The sequence below is a fragment of the Acidithiobacillus sp. genome (assembly GCF_049965315.1).
Lineage (GTDB): Bacteria > Pseudomonadota > Gammaproteobacteria > Acidithiobacillales > Acidithiobacillaceae > Acidithiobacillus_B.
This window is the reverse complement of the sequence record NZ_JBMFWL010000006.1, coordinates 60,391-78,358: the sequence shown is the minus strand read 5'-3', so window position 1 is coordinate 78,358 and position 17,968 is coordinate 60,391. Positions and strand designations below refer to the sequence as shown.

Here is a 17,968-nt window from a genome sequence, read left to right as displayed (position 1 = left end):
GCCCAATTTCAGGAGGTTTTTGCTCGAATCCGCAACTCACGCGAGATTTTGCAGAGTTTTTCCGCAGCCTCCTAAGGGCTCGAAGAAGCGGCGCAGGCGATACAGGCAATTCATTCGGAGGTGGATCGGATAGGTCCGCTCCGCGGGGCTAAACTTCGGCGAGTCGGACAGAAATTGCCAGGCCTTCCGCTGCGAGAGCTGCGGCGGGAGGCGGTTGATGAAGGGATTGTCCCGAAACTCCGGCAGAAGAGAAATGTCGGTAGGGGACGAAGCCATGATGATTTACTCCTCTTCCTGCTCGTCTTCGCGAAATTTCTGCAGCATCTCCGTGATGTCGGGCAAGCTGTAGTCCGTTTTGGGCGGAGTGCCGGGGAAGGGGACGACTTCGGCAGGGGCGTTCGCCTTCACGCTTGCCGAGCGGGTTGCGTCCTTATGGCGTAAGGCTGCCAATTCCGCGCGACGGTTACCGCGAATGTCCTTGGTACGCTGCCGATCCGACCGATCAGAGGCTGGGGGACGCTCGGCCTTGGCATCGGCAACGACACGCTGGATTTGCTCGATCAGATTGACCCGCCCGGTCGTTTCGCTACGCTGGTGGCTGCGAGCGACCTCTTTGGACGCCTGCCGTAGTTGATCAACCTCCCAGAGGGTCTTGCCGGCATGCTCGCGGCTTTGCTCCATGAGGGTGCAGGCGATGAAACGTGGCTGGCCGGACTCTCCGTGTAGCCAAATAGCATCCATACAGCGAGGATCGTAGGAAACGCGGATCCGCCAGTTCCGGACTTGGCGTGCACGCTCGAACCAGTGCTCTTGCATGGCGAGTGGGCAGGAGTAATACAACCCAAACAAGCGGATACCTCGGGCGGTCACCGCTGCGTCCGCATGCGGTAGCAGACTCAAGCGCACGAGATCATCGGGATAGCGTCGCAGGCGCCCGCTGCGATGTACGACTCCCCAGTTCCAGAGCTCTATCGGAACGGCTGGAACTCCATCGTGAATCATCTCCGGAGCGAGCGGATACTCCTTGACCCGGTGCTGGATGTTATAATACTGCACACAGTAAATCATGATCTTGGTGAACTGATCGATATTCAGTGTCGCGTCCAGGCGGTAGTCGTTACCACCACGCTGTCGGTAATCGGTCTGGATATACCCTGGCGTATAGGCCTTGAAGCGCGCAGGTAGCAGGCGGAACTGCTGTTCGACTACTCCCTTCCAGTCGGCGCGGTAGGGCGCAGAATTCTCCACCCGAACAGCGAACGTCTGAATCAGCGTTTCCACCATTTCGCCGACCATTTCACCTCGGTCGCCCAGAATTGCCTCCGGCATGCCTTGGCATGGCCAGTCCGCAGCGTCGATAGCGACACCGAATTGGGCGCAGTAGCCTGTTTTATCGAGCACGGCGTTGCCCAGCGCCTGCATAGCACCAACCCAGCTCGGCCCCTCGAACCCCACATGCAGACCGGTGATCATTCGACTGAATACGTCTATGACCACATACACCACGGGCCGACCGACAATTTTGTCGGGGAAATAGCGGGAGACAAGATAAATATCCGCAATCGTCGCGTCGATCAGGTAACGCGAACCCGGGCCAACGGTCTCCCCCGTTGCCGTGCCGGTCAGAGCGCGCATGTCCTTGTCATAGACGCGCGAAGATGCCCGACGACGTTTGAGTGCAAAGATATCGTTGTCTTTCTGATACCAGTAACGAAACTGCCACCAGCTCGGCGCGCCAGAGCGTAATACCCACTCCTGCTGACCGGTATCTGGGTTCACCACCGAATCCGAAAAAGAGGCACGCAGCATCGCGTGGTAACACTCGGTCAGCTCAAAAACTGGATGTATGGCATAAAATCTGGTGACGGCTGCCTTGAAAATCGCGCGCGTTTCCGGCGTGACATTGACGGAGTCCCCCTCGTTCTTTGGTGGTCGGCCACGACGCTTGCCGGTAGCGGCGCGTTCCCGACCACGAGCGCCGGAATTGGCGTAATCGGGCAGTAGGGCGTTCGGCGTCATCCCACGTTGCCAGTAACGACGCAACAACCGCAACAGGCTGTGATGACTTGCGCCGTGGGTGGCAGCAAATTCGGCAAGGATTTTGCCGCGCTTGCGGAGATCAAGGATCTCCGGTTGCCGCTGGAGAACTGGGGCAATCCGAGCAAAGTTTTGGTCGCGCTTGGCGCGTTGTGCAGCAGAGAGCCGCTCTTCATTCGTGTTGATGAGCAAGGGATCTTCTTTGCCTAGTTGGACCGCACCCTCATCCATCAGGCGGAGCACATCTGCGTGACATCGGTACAGCGGGTTAGCGTGCTCAGCATGAATGTCGATGCAAACATAGCCTGGGTCGCCCGCGTCGATCCACAATACCCGCTCGGTGTGCCCGTCCTCGGAGAATTCCAACAGTTGGTTGAGGGCAAGAAAGCTCATGCCCGGTTCTCCTGGCGTTCGCTAGGCAGCGTGCGGAAGGACGCCATGGTGATCAGCGGATCGCTCAGCACCACTGACTCCATATCGCAAAGAACCGACTTGGTCGCCAGAAGGTGTCGGAACAACATCAAGCCCTCTTCGCTGCTCAGACCCAAGCGGACTTCCATATCCTCGCAAAATTGTCGCAGCGATAACCAGGGTGCTGCAGAGACTTGTGCCCGCATTCGGCGCCCAGCGTCTTGGTAGAAGCCCGGATGCGGTTCGACAACACCATCCAGCCGGTAGAAATTGTGAACCCACTCAATATTACGGATCAGTCGGGTCGGAAGAACGGCTGGGGTGACGATGCTCCACTCTATTCCCTTGCTTTCCCAATAGAGCCTTTCTATTTCCAACTTTTCCAGCGTTCGAGGATGGTCGAGATCCACGCCGGATTTTACTGCATAGGCCGTTTGCACCATCTTGCCGCCAATCCAGGCATCCACCATAAAATCCGTGGTCATGACCATCGGTGTCATTACACCGGGAAAGCGCGGATGAGGTATATTGCAGGCTTTGGCAATCTGGGTGGTCAGCGATCGGTCCAGGGGAAACTGTTCTCGAATGTCGGTGACCGAGTCTTCCCAATCCAAGCAGTAGAACAGGCTTCGCTCAATATCTGAGAGCAACTGGTGTATACGCCCAGTATGAATCCCTCGGAGGCGGGTACTACGCCCCGTCGATGGTACGTCCTGAATGGTCAACCAGGGTTTGTAGTCCGCGCCGACACCTTTGCCCCGCCCCTCTTGCTCAAACAGGGCGATCCGCTGTTCGTCGATGGTGTAACGACGTCGGGCCACGGCTCCCCCCGGGATCGAGACTACTGGAAAGTTACGCTACGCCTCCGCATCGGAAATGGCAAGTGCTGAGAGCAAACTTTATTGCCCATGTCCAAACTTTATTGCCCATGAGCAAACTATATTACCTGCGAACAAGAATATGCTCCGGCCCGGTACCCCTACTCCACCGTTACGCTCTTGGCCAGATTGCGGGGGCGGTCGACGTCGGTGCCTTTTACCAGCGCGGCGTGGTAGGCCAGAAGCTGCACGGGGATGGCGTGAAGGACCGGGGAGAGCAGGCCGGCGTGGCGGGGCAAGCGGATCACATGCACCCCGGCGCTGGCGCTGAAGTGACTGTCGAGATCGGCGAAGACATACAGCTCGCCGCCGCGGGCATGGACTTCCTGCATGTTGGCGGCGAGCTTCTCCAGGAGGCGGTCGTTGGGGGCGATGACCACCACGGGCATATCCTGGTCCACCAAGGCCAGGGGGCCGTGTTTCAGCTCCCCGGCGGGATAGGCCTCGGCATGGATGTAGGAAATCTCCTTGAGCTTGAGGGCGCCCTCCAGGGCAATGGGATAGTGCAGGCCCCGGCCGAGGAAGAGGGCGTGCTCCTTTTGCGCAAAGCGCCCGGCCCAGACCTGGATCTGCGGTTCGAGGTTCAGGGCATGCTGGACACTGCCGGGGAGCTGGCGCAGGGCCTCCAGATGGGCGGCCTCGGCTTCCGCCGGTAGCCGGCCGCGGCTTTTGGCCAGGGTCAGGGCGAGGAGATAGAGGGCGGCCAACTGGGTGGTAAAGGCCTTGGTGGAGGCCACGCCGATCTCCGGACCGGCGCGGGTGATGAAGCGCAGCCGCGAGGCGCGGGCGATGGCGCTTTCGGCCACGTTGCAGATGGCCAGGCTGCGCGCCTGACCGAGTTGCTGCGCCCGCCGCAGGGCCTCGAAGGTATCCAGGGTCTCCCCCGACTGGGAGAGGGTGACCACGAGCTGGCGCGGATTGGGGATGGAATCGCGGTAACGGTATTCATGCCCCAACTCCGCCTGGGCGGGCAGGCCGGCGATGCTCTCCAGCCATTGCCTGCCCACCAGACTGGCATAGTGACTGGTGCCCGAGGCGAGGAAGAGGACACTGTCGACGTCCGCAAACACCGTCTCCGCCTCCGCTCCCCAGAGATCCGCCACGGCCAGACCGCCGTTCACCGCCCCTTCCAGGGTATCCGCCAAGGCCCGGGGTTGCTCATGGATCTCCTTTTGCATGAAATGCCGGTAAGGGCCCAATTCCACGGCGGCGGCGCTCAACTGGCTGAGCTGTTCGGGTCGACGGACGACGTCACCCCGGGCATCGACGATCTCCAGACCATCCCGGCGCAGGGCGGCCACGTCACCGTCCTCCAGATAGAGGATACGCCGGGTAACGGGCAGGAGGGCCGAGACGTCGGAGGCGAAATAATGCCCGTCTTCCCCCAGGCCCAATAGCAGCGGGCAGCCCATACGCGCCACACAGAGCAGTTCGGGATCGGCCACCGAGAGCACGGCGATGGCGAAGGCGCCTTTCAGGTCCGCGACGGCGCGGCGGGTGGCGACGAAAAGGTCCGCGGATTGTTGGCGATAATGATGGATGAGGTGAGCGATGACCTCGGTATCGGTCTGGGAGCTAAAGGCATAGCCCAGCGCCTCCAGACGCTCCCGCAGCGCATGGAAGTTTTCGATGATGCCGTTGTGCACCACCGCCACCATGTCCTGGGAGAGCATGGGATGGGCGTTGCATTCGGCGACCCCGCCATGGGTGGCCCAGCGGGTATGACCAATGCCCAGATGCCCCTGCAAGGCTTCCCGCGCGGCGGCGGCGGCCAGTTCGGCCACCCTGCCGACACTGCGCACCCGGTGGAGGCCGCCCCCTTCCAGCACCGCCACGCCTGCCGAATCATAGCCGCGGTATTCCAGGCGGCGCAGCCCTTCCATGATCATGGGCACCAGATCCTGCCCGGCGATACCGCCAACGATCCCGCACATCGCTTTTACCCCTTTTCTCCGTCGCCCTTGTCCCGCCGCGGCCGTTGCCAGTGGGGGATGGATTTTTGCGGACTGCGGTTGAGCGTCAAGCCGCCAGCGGGCACGTCCTTGGTGATGGTGCTCCCCGCGCCGATGGTCGCCCCCGCCCCTATGCGCACCGGGGCCACCAGTTGCGAGGCCGAGCCCACGAAGACATCGTCGGCAATGATGGTGCGGTGCTTGCGCGCCCCATCATAATTGCAGGTAATGGTCCCGGCGCCAATGTTCACGTCGCTGCCGATATCGCTATCCCCGAGGTAGCTGAGGTGGTTGGCCTTGCTGCCCGCCCCCAGACGGCTGGCCTTTATCTCCACGAAATTACCCACGTGGGCCGCCGGCCCGATCTCCGTACCGGGGCGTATGCGGGCAAAGGGGCCAATGCGCGCCCCGGCGTCGATGCGCGCCCCTTCCACCAGGGAATAGGGCAGGATTTCCACCCCATCGCCGATCTCCACGTCCTGCAGTATACAGCCCATGCCCACCCGCACGCCGCTGCCCAGGCGCACCTGCCCGGCCAGGAGGCAGTTGGGCTCGATCCAGCAGTCCTGACCCACCTGCACGTCGCCGCGGATATCCAGGCGGCCGGGGTCCGCCACGCGCAGGCCCTGGGCCTGCAGCTCGGCCACCCGCCGCGCCTGATAGACCCGCTCCAACCCGGCGAGCTGCGCGGGATCGTTGACCCCCGCCCCTTCCTGGGGATCGGCCAGGACGAAAGGGAGCACGGCAAAGCCGTCGGCCCGGGCCAGGGCCACCACGTCCGTCAGATAGAGTTCGCCTTGGGCGTTGTCGTCTCCCAGGGCGTCCAGCCACCGGCGCAGGGGCGCCGCCGGCAGGACCATGATCCCCAGGTTCACCTCCTTCACCCGCTGTTCATCGGCGCTGGCGTCCTGGTCCTCGCGAACGGCCAGCACTTGGCCGTGACCATCCCGCAGGATCCGGCCGTAACCCTGGGGATCCTCACGCAAGCCGGTCATCAGGCCCAGGGCGCCGGCCGGCGTTTCCGCCAGGAAGGCGGTTAAGGTCTCGGCCCGCAACAAGGGGACGTCCCCATAGAGCACGAGCACCCGCTCTGCTCCCCCCAGGGCCGGCAGTGCCCGCCGCAGGGCATCACCGGTCCCGCGCAGCTCGGGCTGCAGAACCCAGTGCGCCTCCAGGCCCGCAAAGGCCGCCCGCACCTGCCCGGCGCCAAAACCCACCACCACGTGCAAGCGCCGCGGCTGCACCCGCTGGGCAGCGGCCAGCACATGCCCCAGCAAGGGCCGGCCGCCCAGGGATTGCAGAACTTTGGGCAAAGCCGAAGCCATGCGTTTGCCCCGGCCCGCTGCCAGGATGACGATATCCAACTCATGCGCCATGCATTCCCCCTTTCAACCCGCCCCTGCGCGTTCTAGCGGACGGCCAAGAGTATCTCCCCCCCACGAAAAACCCAGGCCCCATGACAACGAGATGCCATGGGGCCTGATGCCTGCCTCAGCGCCGGAATGGGTCAGCGCAGCACGCCGCGCTCGCGCAGACGCTGAATGGCCCGCAGGCGTGCGATTTGCTCCAGGAGTTCGCCCTGGGCCCGCGCGTAGTCCATCTCATCCAGGTGACCCGCCAGCAAGGCCTCGGCCCGCTCCTTGGCCGCCACGGCCTTGGCTTCGTCGAGATCCACGGCCCTTTCGGCCCCGTCTGCCAGGATCGTGACCCGGTCCGGCTGGATTTCGAGGATGCCGCCGTTGACGAAGAGATACTCCGTCTCGGCACCGTGGAGGATGCGCAGCTCTCCCGGCCGCAGACGCGTCAGCAACGGCGCATGCTGCGGCAGGATGCCCAGTTCGCCCATCTCTCCGGGGGCGACGACCATATCCGCCACCCCCTCGTAGATGCTGCCTTCGGTACTGACCACCTGTACATCTATGGTCATAGCCATGCCTTATCCTTGTTGGATCTTTTGTGCCTTGGCGATCGCCTCGTCAATGGTCCCCACCATGTAGAAGGCCTGCTCCGGCAAGTGATCATACTCACCGTTGACGATGGCCTTGAACGCGCGGATGGTTTCCTTGAGCGAGACATAGGTGCCGGGGCTGCCGGTGAACACCTCGGCCACGAAGAAGGGCTGGGAGAGGAAGCGCTGGATCTTGCGCGCCCGGGTCACCAGCAGCTTGTCGTCGGCGGAAAGCTCATCCATGCCGAGAATGGCGATGATGTCCTGGAGCTCCTTGTAACGCTGCAGGGTCTTCTGGCAGGAACGGGCCACATCGTAATGTTCCTGGCCGACGATCTGCGGATCGAGCTGGCGGCTGAAGGAATCCAGCGGATCGAGGGCCGGATAGATGCCCAGCTCGGCGATCTGCCGCGACAGCACCACGGTGGCGTCCAAATGGGCGAAGGTCGTGGCCGGAGAGGGGTCCGTCAAATCATCGGCGGGCACGTATACGGCCTGCACGGAGGTGATGGAACCCACCTTCGTGGAGGTGATGCGCTCCTGCAGCTTGCCCATTTCCTCCGCCAGGGTCGGCTGATAGCCCACCGCCGAAGGCATCCGCCCCAGCAGGGCCGAAACTTCGGTACCGGCCAGGGTGTAACGGAAGATGTTGTCGATGAACATCAGGATGTCGCGGCCCTCGTCGCGGAAATGTTCCGCCATGGTCAGGCCCGTCAGACCCACGCGCAAACGGTTGCCGGGCGGCTCGTTCATTTGCCCGTACACCAGGGCGACCTTGTCCAGCACCTTGGATTCGGTCATTTCGTGGTAGAAGTCATTCCCCTCGCGGGTCCGCTCACCCACGCCGGCAAATACGGAATAGCCGGTATGTTCGATGGCGATGTTGCGGATCAGCTCCATCATGAGCACCGTCTTGCCCACGCCGGCGCCGCCGAAGAGGCCAACCTTGCCGCCCTTGGCAAAGGGGCAGACCAGATCGATGACCTTGATGCCCGTTTCCAGGATCTCGGTGCTGGCGGCCAGCTCATCGAAATTGGGCGCGGCACGATGGATGGATTTGCGTTCGTCCCCTTCCACCGCCCCTTTTTCATCGATGGGGTTGCCCAGGACGTCCATGATGCGGCCCAGTGTTCCCTTGCCCACGGGCACGCTGATGGGTGCGCCCGTACGCCGGGCGCTCATGCCCCGCTTGAGGCCCTCGCTGGCGCCCATGGCGATGCCGCGCACCACGCCGTCACCCAACTGTTGCTGCACCTCGATGGTGAGCCCCTTTTCGTCGACGACGATCGCCTCCATGATCTCCGGGACTTGTCCACGGGGATAGACGACGTCGATCACCGGTCCGATGACCTGCACAATCCGGCCTACGGCGTTCTCTTTCGCAACCGCTTCGCTCATGATTTAACCCTCAACATTTTCAAATGGTTTCCCGGGACGCCCTAAACTGCCGCCGCACCGGCGCTGATCTCGGCGATTTCCTTGGTGATGGCTGCCTGGCGCGCCTTGTTGTACGCCAACTGCAGATCTCCGATGAGCCGTTTGGCGTTGTCCGAGGCGCTTTTCATGGCCACCATGCGCGCGCTCTGCTCGCAGGCGAGGTGCTCCACCACGCCCTGGTAGACCACCGACTCGACGTAGCGTTGCAGCAGGTGATCCAGCACCGGCCGGGCCTCGGGCTCGTAGATGTAGTCCCACATCCCCTGCCGCGCGGGCATATCGACCTTTTCCACCGGCAGCAACTGCTCCACCGTGGCTTTTTGCAGCATGGTATTGATGAAGCGCGACGACACCACGTAGACCACGTCCACCTCGCCCTTGGCATAGGCCTCGGCCATGACCTGAATGGGCCCCAGCATGTCCGCCAGGTGGGGCCGATCGCCCAGGCCCGAGACTTCGGCCACCAGGTTGCCCCCAAAGCGCTTGATGAAGCCCAGGCCCTTCCCACCCATCACCGCCACCTGAACGGCCACGCCCTGATCGTGAAACTCCCGCATCTTCAGCACCAGGGCACGCAGGACGTTGACATTCAACGCGCCGCACAGGCCCCGGTCCGTCGTCACGACGATGAAGCCCGCCTTCTTTACCTCGCGGACCTGCAATAAGGGATGATTGTACTCGGGATGGGCGTTGGCGACGTGTCCCAATACCTTCCGGATCTTCTCCGCATAGGGTCGCGCGGCACGCATCCGTTCCTGGGCGCGGCGCATCTTGCTCGCCGCCACCATCTCCATGGCGCGGGTGATCTTTTGCGTATTCTTGACGCTTTTGATCTGCCCGCGAATTTCCTTGGCATGAGCCATGGCGCGCTCCTAGTAAGCCTGACTCGATTTGAACTGCTGGATAGCCCCGTCAAGCGTTTTCTTGAACTCGTCGGTCAGCTCCTTTTTCTCCTCCAGGCCGGCCATGAGATCCTTGAAGTTGCTCTGCAGAAAGGACTGGAGGGCCTTCTCGAAGGGGCGGATCTTGGCGACATCCACATCATCCAGAGCCCCGCTGCTGGCGGCATAGAGTGACACCGCCTGCTCCGCCACCGACATGGGCGAATATTGATCCTGCTTCAGCAGTTCGGTAACGCGCTTGCCGCGCTCGATCTGCTTGCGGGTCAGATCATCCAGATCCGAGGCAAACTGGGCAAAGGCCGCCAACTCGCGATATTGGGCGAGATCCAAGCGGATGCCGCCGCCGAGCTTCTTGATGACCTTGGTCTGCGCGGCGCCGCCAACCCGGGACACCGACAGCCCCGCGTTGATGGCGGGGCGGACGCCGGAGTTGAAGAGGTCGGTTTCCAGGTAAATCTGGCCGTCCGTAATGGAGATCACGTTGGTCGGCACAAAGGCGGAGACGTCGCCGGCCTGGGTTTCGATGATGGGCAACGCCGTCAGCGATCCGGTCTGGCCCTTGACGGCGCCCTGGGTGAACTGCTCGACGAACTCGGCATTGACCCGGGCTGCCCGCTCCAGCAGACGCGAGTGCAGATAGAACACGTCGCCGGGATAGGCTTCACGGCCCGGCGGGCGACGCAGCAGCAGGGAGATCTGACGGTAAGCCCAGGCCTGCTTGGTCAGGTCATCATAAACGATCAGGGCATCCATACCCCGATCGCGGAAATATTCGCCCATGGTGCAGCCGGTGTAGGGGGCGAGGTATTGTACCGCCGCGGCCTCGGAGGCGTTGGCGGCAACCACCGTGGTGTACTCCATGGCGCCGTATTCTTCGAGCTTGCGCACCACGTTGGCCACGGTGGAGGCCTTCTGGCCGATGGCGACATAGATACAGTAAACGCCCTTGCCCTTTTGGTTGAGAATGGCGTCCAGGGCCACGGCCGTCTTACCCGTCTGGCGGTCACCGATGATCAATTCACGCTGTCCCCGCCCGACGGGAACCATGGCGTCAATGGCCTTGATGCCGGTCTGCATGGGCTGGTCGACGCTCTGGCGCTGAATGACGCCGGGGGCGATCTTTTCCAGGACGTCGAACTCCTTGGCATCGATGGGACCCTTGCCGTCAATGGGTTGGCCCAGGGCGTTGACGACGCGGCCCAGGAGCTCCTTGCCGATGGGCACCTGCATGACCTTGCCGGTGCACTTGACGACGTTGCCCTCTTCCAGGCCTTCATACTCGCCCAGAATCACGGCACCGACATTGTCCTGTTCCAGATTCATGGCCAGGGCGAAGCGGCCACCGGGCAGCTCCAACATTTCGCCGTACATGACATCTTCCAGCCCATGAATACGAAGGATACCGTCACTCAGGCTGATGATGGTGCCCTGAGAGCGCGTCTCGACGCGGCCCTCAAAGCCGGCAATCCGTGCGCGGATCAGTTCGCTGATTTCCGAAGGATTCAGTTGTTGCATACCATGTCCTCAAAAGGTTAACTGCGAAGGGTGCGGGCGAGCTGTTCCACCTGCCCGCGCACAGAAGCATCTATCGTCAAATCGCCGGCCTGCACCAGAATTCCGCCGATGAGGGCGGGATCCACCTCGTCGTGGAACGCCACCCGGCTGCCGAAACGCCGGGACAAGGCCGCCTCGATGGCTTCTTTCTGACCCGCGTCCAGGGCTACGGCACTTTTTACCAGGACCTCTATCGTACCCAGGGCAGCGCGACGGTCGGCCGCGAACAGCGCCGCAATCTCGCCGGCGGCGGGCCAACGATCATTGTCGATCAGCAAGGCCAGGAAGGCCCGCCAGGCCTCCTTGGGTACCGCCACCTCGGCCACGGAGAGCACCTCGACCTTGGCCGCCGCCGTGCGCTCGGGATCGTCGAGAAATTGCTGTGCCTGAGGATCCTGTATAACCGCCGCAAGGGTCTGCAAGGCCGTTTCCCAGGCGTCCTCCTGCCCCGTTTCCTTCGCCAGACCGTAGAGGGCCTCGGCGTAGGGACGGGCGACCGTGATCAAATCCGCCATGGCTTGTCCCCTTAGAGTTGGCCGACCATGCGGTCGACAATGTCACGATGGACTTGGGCGTCGATTTCTTTCTGGAGGATGCGCTGCGCGCCATCGACGACGAGTCCCACCACCCGTTCCCGCAGGACTTCGCGCGCGCGGTTGGTCTCGACCTCGATCTCGGCCCGCGCGCCGGCCAGGATCCGGTCGGCCTCTTCCCGCGCCTTGACCTGGGCCTCTTCCTTGAGCTCCACGCCACGGCGTTCGGCATTGGCGATGATCTCCGCCGCCTTTTCCTTTGCCTCACGCAGTATTTCCGTAGCGCGTTTCTGGGCGATGACGATTTCTTCCTTGCCCCGCTCCGCCGCCGCCAGACCGTCGGCGATCTTCGCCCGACGCGCTTCCATGACCCCCTTCAAGGGGCCGTACAAATATTTGTACAGCAGTGCCACCAATACCGCAAAGGTGACCAACTGCACGATCAACGTCGCATTAATGCCTACTGGATTCATGATGCCCTCACTTGCGCGTTATCCGGCCCATGCCGGCCCGGCCATCAGCCCAGGAAAGGGTTGGCGAAGAGGAACCAGAAACCGAAGGCCAGAATGATGAACGGGAAGGACTCCATCAGGCCGGCGAAGATGAAGGTGTTGACCAGCAACTGCGGGCGCATTTCCGGCTGGCGGGTGATGCCTTCGATGGTCTTGGAGGTGATGAGACCCCAGCCAATGGCGGAACCGAGGCCGGCAGCGCCGAAAATGATGCCGACGGCAATGGCGGTAGCAGCAACGATGATGGTATGCGCGTCCATGGTGACTCCTTATATTCCAAAGCGAAGAATGAAAAAGCGAATGAGTTGTTAATGTTCCTGCATGTTGGCCATGCCCAGGTAGACCACGGTCAGCACGGTGAAAATAAATGCCTGCAGAATAATGATCAGACTCTCGAAACCCGACCAGACCACCCCCATGACGAACTGGCCCCACCAAGGCAGCATGGCCAGCAGGAGAAAGACCAGTTCGCCGGCAAACATGTTGCCGAAGAGTCGCAGGCCGAGACTGAGGGGCTTGGTGATCTCTTCGATGAGGGTCATGAGGATGTTCATGGGCATCAGCCAGATGCCGAAAGGATGGGTCAGATAGGTCTTGAAGTAGGCGAAACCCTTGACCCGCAGACTGGTGAAGATGGCCAGGATGAACACCGCCAGGGCGACGCCCAGGGTGGTGTTGAGGTTGACGGTGGGCGTGATGCGGAATTCGGGGATCCCGAACCAGTGGGCGACCAGACCGGGGAGGTAGACCGGGATCAAGTCCATGCTGTTCATCAGCAGGATCCAGAGGAACACGGTCAGGGCGACGGGCGCAATGAGGGGATCCTTGACGGGGAAACTGCCCTGCACCAGATCGTCGATGAAATCCACCGTGCCTTCCAGCCAACCCTGCAGACCGGTGGGAGCGCCATATTGCAGGCGGCTGCCCACGACCATGGCGGCGACCACCAGGATAAAGGCCATCACCCAGCCCATGAGGATGGTGTCCAAATTGAAGGTCCAGAAACCTTGCCCGACAGACCAGTTGGTGATGTGTTGAGCGATGCCGCTATCCGCCACGCGTTAACTCCTTTCCCTGTTGCGCTCCCGCAACAGAAATGCCAAAAACACGAAATGGGTCACCAAAAGCCCGGCCACCAGCCCGATGATGGGCAGGTGCAACCAGACAATGGCCAGGATCAAACCCACGATGGTCACCGCCCAGCGCTGCATCACCGCACCCCAGATACGCAAGGTCGCGCCCTGGGGCGATGCGGGGAGCGCCATGAGGCGGTTTCCCAGAATGAGCATGTTGATTACGCTCAGTATGCCGGCAAAGAGTATGGCGTAGGCTTCCTCCCGGCCCCAGCGCCAAGCCGCCAGCGCAGCCAGAAGGATGCTGATCGTCAATACCCATGTGCTTACCCGCCCAACGAAGGACGGGAACGCATCTGTGACCGGTTGTTTTTCTTTTGTTTTCACAGATGGCCACAAGAAAACGGGTGAAGTCTAAACAGACGGGCACGAGCCGTCAAGACCAAAAAGGGGGAGATCATCCGTTGATACGCACGCCGAGGCGGGCAAGCAGGGCCTCTCCCTGTTCCGGGTCATCCCAGGAAAGGCGCAGCTCGCCGCCTCGCGAGCGGGGGATCACGGTGGCCGCCAGGCCCAGAACGGCGGCAATCTCGGCCTCCAGGGCGATGATGTTGGGATCCCGGGCCGAGGCTGGCTTGGGGCCCCGCGCCATCCCCCGGGCGAGGCGCTCGGTGGCCCGCACGGTGAGATCTTCGCGCAGCACCCGTTCCGCAGCGGCCACCTGCTCCTCCGCGGGCAGGGCCAGGAGGGCCCGGGCATGGCCGGCGCTGAGGGCGCCGCTTTCCAGATGGCGGTGAACGGCCGCGGGCAAACGCAGCAAGCGGAGTTGATTGCTGATGGCCGTCCGCGAGCGCCCCAGTTTTTCCGCCAGGTCTTCGTGGGTGAGGGCGAATTCGTTGATGAGGCGTTGCAGGGCCTGGGCCTCCTCGAGGGGATTCAGGGCTTCCCGCTGGATGTTTTCGATGAGGCCGAGGGCGAGGGCCTGTTCGTCGCTGCACTCCCGGACGATGGCGGGGATGGCGGGAAGGCCCGCCATTTGCGCCGCCCGCCAGCGCCGTTCGCCGGCGATGATTTCATAACGACCGCCGCCCACGCCGCGCACGACAATGGGCTGCACCACCCCTTGGGAGCGGATGGAGGCAGCCAGGGCGGACAGGGCCTCGGCGTCCATGGTGCTGCGCGGCTGATAGCGGCCGCGCTGAAGCAGATCCAGGGGAATCTCCCGCATCGGCCGGGCACTGTCGGCGTCGCTGGCAAAGAGGGCATCCAGGCCGCGGCCCAGGCCGACCCGCTTCACGGCCGACACTCGCGGCGCAGGAATTCGGCGGCCACGCCGCGATAGGCCTGGGCGCCGGCACAGTGCGGGTCGTGCTCCAGTATGGCACGACCGAAGCTGGGCGCCTCGGCCAGACGGATGTTGCGCGGCACCACCGTCCGGTAGAGCTTGTCGGGGAAGTGCCGCTCCAGCTCCATGCCCACCTCCGATGCCAGGCGATTGCGGGCGTCGAACATGGTGCGCAGCAAGCCGTGGACCTGCAGGCGCGGGTTGAGGCCGGCGCGGACCCGGCGCACCGTGCCGAGGAGCTGAGTGAGCCCCTCCAGGGCATAGTATTCGCACTGCATGGGGATCAACACCGCATCGGCGGCCACCAGGGCATTGACGGTGAGCATGTTGAGGGCCGGGGGACAGTCGATGAGGCAAAAGTCGAAGTCGGCGACGGTGGTCAGGGCCTCGCGGAGGCGCTGCTCACGACCGGCGCGGCCGTAGAGTTCGACTTCGGCGCCGGCGAGGTCCGGGCTGGAAGGGGCCACCTGCAGGCCCGCCGGAGACGCTGCCCGCAGCACGGCTGCCAGGGGGACCTCTCCCAGCAAGGCATGATAGATGCTGGCGCCATCGACGTGGCCCAGGCCCAGTCCGGTGGTGGCGTTGGCCTGGGGGTCGAGGTCCACCAATAGCACCCGCTGGCCGCCTTGGGCGAGCTCGGCGGCAAGGTTGACGGCGGTGGTGGTCTTACCCACCCCGCCTTTCTGGTTGGCGACGGCGACAATGCGCATGGTGCTGGCGGACGAGCCCGCTGTTTCTCCGTGGAAATCTGCGCTTAGGATACCCATTCGGCCGGCCCGCCGCTAGGGCGCGTCATGCCTGCCACCGGACGAGCACACGGGGAGGCAGGCCGGGGACCGGGAAGCTCTGCATGGTGACCTGCAATTCCGCGGCCCGGGGCCAGGCCGCGATCTCGTCGCCGGCGCGGGGGCCCTTGAGGGCGAGGCAGAGGGTAGCCGGCCCCTGCAGGTGTTGCGTCATGAGATCCAGCTCGGCAAGGGAGGCGACGGCCCGGCTGATCACGGCGGCCGGATAGGCGGCGGGCCGATAGGCTTCGCTGCGGGACTGGTTGATCCGCACCCGAGACAGCCCCAGACCGGCCACCACGCTGCGCAAAAAGGCCGCGCGCTTGCCGGTGGGCTCGACCAGGGTGAAGGTCTGCTCAGGGCGGCAGATGGCCAGCGGGAGGCCGGGCAGGCCTGCGCCGCTGCCGATGTCGCAGACCTCGCCCCCGGGCAACCAGGGCAGGAGACTCAGGCTATCGAGGAGGTGATGGGAGACCATCTCCAGGGGATCGCGCACGGCGGTGAGATTGTGGACGCGATTCCATTGCGCCAATTGGCCGAGGTAATCGAGGAGCAAGGAGCGGCGGTCTGCGGAGATGGGCTCCAGGGCCATGGCCTCCAGGCCTGCATCCAGGATCTGGCGGGCCTGATCCCGGGGAAAGGAAGGACTCGACTCCACCCCGTCAATCCGCCTGTGTCACGCCGCGCCGTTTCACGTGAATCATGAGCAGGGAAATGGCCGCCGGGGTGATGCCGGCGATGCGGCTGGCCTGACCGATGCTGACGGGGCGGTGGCGGCTCAGCTTCTGGGCGCATTCGGTGGAGAGCCCGCGCACCTCGCCAAAGTCCATCGCCGCCGGGAGGGCCACTCCTTCCCAGCGACTGGCGCGGGCCACCTCTTCCTGCTGGCGGGCGATATAGCCGGAATACTTGCACTGGATCTCCACCTGCTCCCGGACCTGGGGGTCGTTGCAGGGGTCGAGATCCAGGGCCGCGAGGAGGCGGGGATAATCCCAATCGGGGCGACGGAGCAGTTCCAGGGCGGTGACGTCCCGCTGCAGCGCTTGGCCCGAAGCGGAGGAAAGCCGCTCCGCCTCCGGGCTCGCCGGGAAAATGCGCAGCGCCGCGAGGCGGGCACTTTCGGCCTGGACGGCGGCCTGCTTCGCGGCGAAGGCCTGCCAGCGTTCGTCATCGACCAGGCCCAGTTCCCGCCCCATGGGCGTCAGACGGGCATCGGCATTGTCTTCGCGCAGTTGCAGGCGGTATTCGGCCCGGCTGGTGAACATCCGGTAGGGTTCATCCAGCCCCCGGGTGACCAGGTCGTCCACCATGACCCCCAGATAGGCCTCGTGGCGTCCGGGCCACCAGGGTGCGAGTTCGCGGGCGCGGCGGGCGGCGTTGAGGCCGGCCAGGAGGCCCTGGGCGGCGGCCTCTTCGTAGCCGGTGGTGCCGTTGATCTGCCCGGCGCAGAAGAGACCGGACAGGCGCTTGCTCTCCAGACTGGGGTGGAGATCGCGAGGGTCCAGATAATCGTATTCGATGGCGTAGCCGGGACGCAGGAGGACGGCGTTCTCCAGGCCCCGGATACTGCGCACCAATTCTTCCTGCACGTCGAAGGGCAGGCTGGTGGAGATGCCGTTGGGATAGACCTCGTGGGTGTCCAGCCCCTCGGGCTCCAGAAAGATCTGGTGCGAGGACTTGTCGGCGAAGCGCACGATCTTGTCTTCGATGGAGGGACAGTAGCGCGGGCCGACGGACTGGATGTGGCCGCCATAGAGCGCCGAACGGTGCAGGTTCGCCGCAATGATCTCGTGGGTGCGGGGGTTGGTGTGGGTGATGTGGCAGACCCGTTGGGAGACGGCGATGGCCCTGGTCAGGAAGGAAAAGGGCGGCGGCGGAGCGTCCCCGGGCTGCTCTTCCAACTGGCTGTAATCGATGCTGCGGCCGTCGATGCGCGGGGGGGTGCCGGTCTTCAGGCGCGCCACCGGGAAGGCCATCTCGCGCAGACGCCGGGCCAGGGCGTTGGAGGGCGGATCGCCGGCGCGACCGGCGGCATAGTGCTGATCGCCCATGTGGATCTGGCCGCCCAGGAAGGTGCCGGTGGTGAGGACGACTTGCCGGGCGTGCAAGACCAGGCCGGTCTCCAGGATCACGCCGGCGAGGCGCTCCCCCTCCATGAGGAGATCCCCCGCCATGCCCTGAAAGAGCTGGAGATGGGGCAGGGCTTCCAGCAGGCCCCAGACGGCGCGCTTGTAGAGACTGCGGTCCGCCTGGGCGCGGGTGGCGCGCACCGCCGGGCCTTTGCGGGCGTTGAGGATGCGGAACTGGATGCCGGCCTGATCGATGGCCCGCGCCATGATCCCGCCCAGGGCGTCGATCTCCTTGACCAGATGCCCCTTGCCGATGCCGCCGATGGCCGGATTGCAGGACATCTGGCCGATGGTGTCCAGATTCTGGGTGAGCAGGAGCGTGCGCGCACCCACCCGGGCCGCCGCCGCGGCCGCCTCGATGCCGGCGTGTCCGCCGCCCACCACGATGACGTCATAGTGCTGTTCCATAAACTCCATTGTACATGGGTCGGAGCGCTCCACCCAAGAGCCGCCCGCTTCGGGCGGGGAGAAG

General features: G+C 63.8%; 17 protein-coding genes. All 17 read right to left on the bottom strand.

Annotation, left to right across the window (positions count from 1 at the left end):
* Positions 1–282: 282 nt before the first annotated feature.
* Entirely contained in the window at positions 283–2,430 is a 2,148-nt protein-coding gene (locus tag ACP5MM_RS03175; RefSeq protein ID WP_427934104.1) for a Mu transposase C-terminal domain-containing protein, read from the bottom strand.
* A complete protein-coding gene (locus ACP5MM_RS03170) occupies positions 2,427–3,269 on the bottom strand; it encodes a TnsA endonuclease N-terminal domain-containing protein (RefSeq protein ID WP_427934103.1) in 843 nt (280 codons plus the stop codon). Before ACP5MM_RS03170 ends, ACP5MM_RS03175 begins: the two co-directional genes overlap by 4 nt.
* A gap of 158 nt (positions 3,270–3,427) precedes the next feature.
* Positions 3,428–5,260: a glutamine--fructose-6-phosphate transaminase (isomerizing) gene (gene glmS / locus ACP5MM_RS03165; RefSeq protein ID WP_427934102.1), complete on the bottom strand. Its 1,833-nt coding sequence runs from the start codon at positions 5,258–5,260 to the stop codon at positions 3,428–3,430.
* A gap of 5 nt (positions 5,261–5,265) precedes the next feature.
* Positions 5,266–6,654, bottom strand: a complete 1,389-nt coding sequence (gene glmU / locus ACP5MM_RS03160) for a bifunctional UDP-N-acetylglucosamine diphosphorylase/glucosamine-1-phosphate N-acetyltransferase GlmU (protein WP_427931050.1) — start codon at positions 6,652–6,654, stop codon at positions 5,266–5,268.
* Positions 6,655–6,785: 131 nt separating this feature from the next.
* Positions 6,786–7,211: a F0F1 ATP synthase subunit epsilon gene (locus ACP5MM_RS03155; protein ID WP_427934101.1), complete on the bottom strand. Its 426-nt coding sequence runs from the start codon at positions 7,209–7,211 to the stop codon at positions 6,786–6,788.
* A 3-nt stretch (positions 7,212–7,214) separates the two neighbouring features.
* Positions 7,215–8,624 (bottom strand): F0F1 ATP synthase subunit beta, encoded by a 1,410-nt coding sequence (gene atpD, locus ACP5MM_RS03150; protein ID WP_427931052.1) that lies wholly within the window; start codon positions 8,622–8,624, stop codon positions 7,215–7,217.
* A gap of 41 nt (positions 8,625–8,665) precedes the next feature.
* On the bottom strand, positions 8,666–9,526 hold the full coding sequence (gene atpG, locus ACP5MM_RS03145; RefSeq protein ID WP_427931053.1) for a F0F1 ATP synthase subunit gamma: 861 nt from the start codon (positions 9,524–9,526) through the stop codon (positions 8,666–8,668).
* Positions 9,527–9,535: 9 nt separating this feature from the next.
* On the bottom strand, positions 9,536–11,080 hold the full coding sequence (atpA, locus tag ACP5MM_RS03140) for a F0F1 ATP synthase subunit alpha (RefSeq protein WP_427934100.1): 1,545 nt from the start codon (positions 11,078–11,080) through the stop codon (positions 9,536–9,538).
* A 17-nt stretch (positions 11,081–11,097) separates the two neighbouring features.
* Positions 11,098–11,634: a F0F1 ATP synthase subunit delta gene (locus tag ACP5MM_RS03135; protein WP_427931055.1), complete on the bottom strand. Its 537-nt coding sequence runs from the start codon at positions 11,632–11,634 to the stop codon at positions 11,098–11,100.
* A gap of 11 nt (positions 11,635–11,645) precedes the next feature.
* Positions 11,646–12,125: a F0F1 ATP synthase subunit B gene (gene atpF, locus ACP5MM_RS03130; protein ID WP_427931056.1), complete on the bottom strand. Its 480-nt coding sequence runs from the start codon at positions 12,123–12,125 to the stop codon at positions 11,646–11,648.
* A 44-nt stretch (positions 12,126–12,169) separates the two neighbouring features.
* Complete coding sequence (gene atpE / locus ACP5MM_RS03125; protein WP_009561114.1) at positions 12,170–12,424, bottom strand: F0F1 ATP synthase subunit C; 255 nt, start codon at positions 12,422–12,424, stop codon at positions 12,170–12,172.
* A 48-nt stretch (positions 12,425–12,472) separates the two neighbouring features.
* Positions 12,473–13,222, bottom strand: a complete 750-nt coding sequence (gene atpB, locus ACP5MM_RS03120) for a F0F1 ATP synthase subunit A (protein ID WP_427931057.1) — start codon at positions 13,220–13,222, stop codon at positions 12,473–12,475.
* A gap of 3 nt (positions 13,223–13,225) precedes the next feature.
* Positions 13,226–13,624, bottom strand: a complete 399-nt coding sequence (locus ACP5MM_RS03115) for an ATP synthase subunit I (protein ID WP_427931058.1) — start codon at positions 13,622–13,624, stop codon at positions 13,226–13,228.
* Positions 13,625–13,694: 70 nt separating this feature from the next.
* A complete protein-coding gene (locus ACP5MM_RS03110) occupies positions 13,695–14,534 on the bottom strand; it encodes a ParB/RepB/Spo0J family partition protein (protein WP_427931059.1) in 840 nt (279 codons plus the stop codon).
* Positions 14,531–15,292, bottom strand: a complete 762-nt coding sequence (locus tag ACP5MM_RS03105) for a ParA family protein (RefSeq protein ID WP_427931132.1) — start codon at positions 15,290–15,292, stop codon at positions 14,531–14,533. Before ACP5MM_RS03105 ends, ACP5MM_RS03110 begins: the two co-directional genes overlap by 4 nt.
* Positions 15,293–15,374: 82 nt before the next feature.
* A complete protein-coding gene (gene rsmG, locus ACP5MM_RS03100; RefSeq protein WP_427934099.1) occupies positions 15,375–16,025 on the bottom strand; it encodes a 16S rRNA (guanine(527)-N(7))-methyltransferase RsmG in 651 nt (216 codons plus the stop codon).
* 4 nt (positions 16,026–16,029) lie between these two features.
* Positions 16,030–17,904 (bottom strand): tRNA uridine-5-carboxymethylaminomethyl(34) synthesis enzyme MnmG, encoded by a 1,875-nt coding sequence (gene mnmG, locus ACP5MM_RS03095; protein WP_427931061.1) that lies wholly within the window; start codon positions 17,902–17,904, stop codon positions 16,030–16,032.
* Positions 17,905–17,968 lie beyond the last annotated feature (64 nt).